This is a genomic window from Streptomyces sp. RP5T (assembly GCF_003933965.1).
In the GTDB taxonomy this organism is placed as follows: Bacteria; Actinomycetota; Actinomycetes; order Streptomycetales; family Streptomycetaceae; genus Streptomyces.
Genome location: NZ_RSAJ01000742.1, coordinates 1 through 3,570 on the forward strand (window position 1 = coordinate 1; position 3,570 = coordinate 3,570).

A 3,570-nucleotide genomic window follows, 5' to 3' on the forward strand; every position below is an offset into this window, starting at 1 on the left:
GTCCAGGGGCGCGGGCAGCTGCGCGACCGGCCCCGCGGGCCCGCACCCGTGCGGCGGCCTAGCCGGCCGAGCTGACCGGGCGGGACCAGGTGGGGGTCGTCCCCGTCAGCCGGCACAACGCCAGGTACAGCGGTATCGGCGGCGTATAGGGCAGGTTCCCCTCGCCCCGGTGCACGAGGGACGGCACCACCGGGGCGTCCGGAACAACCGCCCCGGTGGCGTACTGGACGGGCGTGGGCCACTCGAGCGCGTAGTCGGAGTCGGCGGGAACGAGCCACCACCAGTGCGTGCCGTCGGCGTACACGCACCCGACCCGCGGCAACCGGGACAACAGCTGCTCGCTCAGCGCCGCCGGCACCCCCACGGCGTCGCAGCCCAGCGGCACCGTCATCCCCTCCGGCACGGCCAGCTTGTGCGCCGCCGAAGGTGTCCGCAGCCCGCGACCGAGGCGGGCCAGCGTGTCCAGGGTCAGCACCTGGCCGCCGGACCCGCTCCTCACGCCCATGCGCCCGCGCCCCCCGCTCCGTGCTCGCGAGCTCCCCCCTCGGGCACCGCTCTGTGGTGCTCCTCCGGCTCGTCCCCCTGGCCCGGCTGCCCGGAGGGAACCGGCTTCGGGCGGGCCCCCCAGCCCAGGTCGTTGCGCGGGCCGGTGTCCTTGCGGGGCTCGTCCGCCTTGCGCGGCAGGTCCGCCCAGACCAGCAGCCCGGGCCCGTGCTCATGGGCGCCCCACGCGTGACAGAGGGAGTCGACGAGGAGCAGTCCCCTCCCGTGCTCCTCTTCGCCGCGCGGCGGGCACGGATACGGATCACCCGGCGCGCAGCCCTCGTCGCGGACGGCTATCCGCACCAGGTCGTCGTTGTCGTGCAGCTCGCAGACCACACGGCTGCTGGCGGTGTGCACGATGGCGTTGGTCACCAGCTCGGAGACCACCAGGGCGGCAGAGTCGCAGGTGTCCTCGCAGACCGACCAGTGAGTCAGTCGCGCCCTCGTCAGGCGTCTGGCCTGCGCGGGAGAACCCGGATGCGCGGCCAGCTCGAAACGGAACCGGCGCCGGGCAGCGGCCCTGGAGAGGCCTGCTCCCGCGGCGGCACCGAGACCCTGGGGGTGATCTTCGGCGGCGTCTGTTCCTAAGGGCGGGGACGGAATCACGCTTGCCACTATCGCCCCGTCGTGAACACTTGGCAAGTGTCACTCTGAAAAATGCAGAGTGCTGTGTGACGCGGTGAGCGGCCGTGGCACACTGCTCGCAACAGCATCTCGAGCGGCGCCAGTTGGGATCACCGGAGATCCGTACGCAGCGGTATGCGCAGCAGCATTCGTATCCGTACAGATCTTCGAATCAGGTCTTCGAATGGCGCCGCTGGCCTGTCAGCATGCTGGTGGCTGTGCGCCCGTACATGACTTCGTGGAGGTGGAGCGTGAGCGAACCGCGGTCCGCGCCGACGGTCGGCCAGGTCGTCCTCGGTCGGCGCCTGCTGGACCTGCGGGAACGCGCCGGGCTCAAGCGCGAGGAAGCCGCCCGCATCCTCCGCGTCGCCCCCGCCACCGTCCGCCGGATGGAGATGGCCGAGGTCGGGTTCAAGATCCCCTACCTCCAGCTCCTGCTGAAGGCCTACGGAGTCGGCGACCAGGAGGCCGAGGACTTCGTCCAGCTCGCGGAGGACGCCAACCGCCCCGGCTGGTGGCAGCGCTTCCACGACGTGCTGCCCGGCTGGTTCTCGATGCACGTCAGCCTGGAGGGCGCGGCCGCGCTCATCCGCGAGTACGAGCCGCACTTCGTCCCCGGTCTGCTCCAGACCGAGGACTACGCGCGTGGCGTCCTGCGCTCGGGCGCCATCGGCCAGACCAGCCCCGAGGACATCGAGCGCCACGTGGCCCTGCGCATGGAACGGCAGGGACTGCTCACCCGTCAGGACGCGCCCCGGTTGTGGGTGGTCATGGACGAGACCGTGCTGCGCCGCCCCGTGGGCGGTCCGGAGGTGATGCGTGCGCAGATCGACAAACTGCTCGAGGCAACGAAGCTGCCCAACGTGACGCTCCAGGTCGCCCCCTTCGCCAACGGGCCGCACCCCGGGACGTACGGGCCCTTCGTGCTCTTCCGATTCGCCGTGCCGGAACTTCCGGACATGGTCTACAGCGAGTACCTGACCGGCGCGGTCTATCTGGACGCGCGCGTCGAGGTGGCGACCCACCTCGAGGTCATGGACCGCATGGCGGCGCAGGCCGCTACGGCACATCGCACGAAGGAGATCCTGCGGGATCTCCGCAAGGAGCTGTGAATGAACCGCATCAAGCCCCGTCCGCCCGTCTACAACGGCATGCCCGCCCGGGAACTGGGGAGCGAAGGCTGGCACAAGCCGTGGAGCGGCGGCAACGGCGGCAACTGCCTGGAGGCGATGAAGCTCGCCGACGGCCGGATCGCCGTGCGCCAGTCCACCGATCCGGACGGGCCGGCGCTGATCTACACCACCGACGAGATGACCGCGTTCATCGAGGGTGCCAAGGCGGGGGTGGCCGACTTCCTGCTCTCCTGACCGCGTTGCTCAGTTGATCGTGATCTCGTTGCTCGATAGCTCGATAGCTCGATAGCTCGATTGTTCAATTGCTCGATAAAACGCTGATGGTTGAGATGCTCGCCCTTCTCCCTTGAGGGGCAGTCCGTAACAGATCTCTTCGACGCCGACGACTGCTCCCCGTCTCCACGAGACGCGGGAGCAGTCGCGCGCTCGGTCCTCATGACACCCGAGTCCCACCCGGCGCCAGCGCCCCGCACAGCGCCTCCAGTGCCGCCCCGTACGCGTGCTCGGACGGTGTCGCGTACCCGACGACCAGACCGTCGTGAGCCGGCATGTCCGTGTCCGGGTGGCGGAACTCCGCGAGTCCGTCCAGCGCGACCCCGTGCCGGGCCGCGGCCTCGACGGCGGACCGCTCGGTACCCCGCGGCAGCCGCACCACCGCGTGCAGCCCCGCCGCGACCCCGCTCACCTCGACGTGCGGCGCCCGCTCGGCCAGCGCGGCGACGAGCCGGTCCCGGCGGCCCCGGTAGCGCTGTCGCATCCGCCGTACGTGACGGTCGTAGGCCCCGGAGGTGATCAGGTCGGCGAGGGCCAGCTGGTCGGGCACGCTCGCCCAGGCCTCCCGTTCGCCCTTCGCCATCAGGACGTCACCCACGTACCGGTCGGGCAGCACCATCCATCCCAGCCGCAGCGCGGGCGACAGGCTCTTGCTGACCGAGCCGACCAGGATCACCCGCTCGGGGTCGAGGCTCTGCAGGGCGCCGACGGGCCTGCGGTCGTAGCGGAACTCCCCGTCGTAGTCGTCCTCCAGCACGACCGCGCCACGCGCGCGTGCCCAGTCGACCACCGCGGCCCGCCGTTCGGCGTGCAGCGGACCGCCGGTGGGGAACTGGTGGGCGGGTGTGAGCAGTACGGCCCGCTCGCGGGACAGGCGGTCGACGCGCGCGCCATGTCCGTCGAGGGGGAGCGGTACGGTCCGTACGCCCTGGGCAGCGAGCAGTTCCCGGTGGAAGGGGAGTCCGTACGCCTCGACGGCGAGGGGGCCGCGCAGGAC

General features: G+C 71.3%; 5 protein-coding genes. 2 read left to right on the top strand and 3 right to left on the bottom strand.

What is annotated here, in order from left to right:
* Positions 1-58 precede the first annotated feature (58 nt).
* Positions 59-505 carry a hypothetical protein gene (locus EHS43_RS40200; protein WP_125195489.1) on the bottom strand — a complete coding sequence of 149 codons (447 nt, stop codon included), beginning with the start codon at positions 503-505 and terminating at the stop codon, positions 59-61.
* Positions 496-1,158: an ATP-binding protein gene (locus EHS43_RS40205; RefSeq protein ID WP_260470933.1), complete on the bottom strand. Its 663-nt coding sequence runs from the start codon at positions 1,156-1,158 to the stop codon at positions 496-498. Before EHS43_RS40205 ends, EHS43_RS40200 begins: the two co-directional genes overlap by 10 nt.
* A 260-nt stretch (positions 1,159-1,418) precedes the next feature.
* Between EHS43_RS40205 and EHS43_RS40210 the strand changes: the two genes are divergently transcribed.
* Positions 1,419-2,279, top strand: coding sequence for a helix-turn-helix transcriptional regulator (locus EHS43_RS40210; RefSeq protein ID WP_125195491.1), 861 nt, complete (start codon positions 1,419-1,421; stop codon positions 2,277-2,279).
* Positions 2,280-2,534: a DUF397 domain-containing protein gene (locus EHS43_RS40215; RefSeq protein WP_125195492.1), complete on the top strand. Its 255-nt coding sequence runs from the start codon at positions 2,280-2,282 to the stop codon at positions 2,532-2,534.
* 199 nt (positions 2,535-2,733) lie between these two features.
* Here the strand turns inward: EHS43_RS40215 and EHS43_RS40220 are convergent.
* Positions 2,734-3,570 (bottom strand): PLP-dependent aminotransferase family protein (locus EHS43_RS40220; protein ID WP_148104230.1); only part of this gene is annotated, 837 nt, incomplete at its 5' end.

Coding starts and splice junctions, on each gene's coding strand:
- EHS43_RS40215 (WP_125195492.1), top strand. CDS start 2,280: ATGAACCGCATCAAGCCCCGTCCGCCCGTCTACAACGGCATGCCCGCC.
- EHS43_RS40200 (WP_125195489.1), bottom strand. CDS start 505: ATGGGCGTGAGGAGCGGGTCCGGCGGCCAGGTGCTGACCCTGGACACG.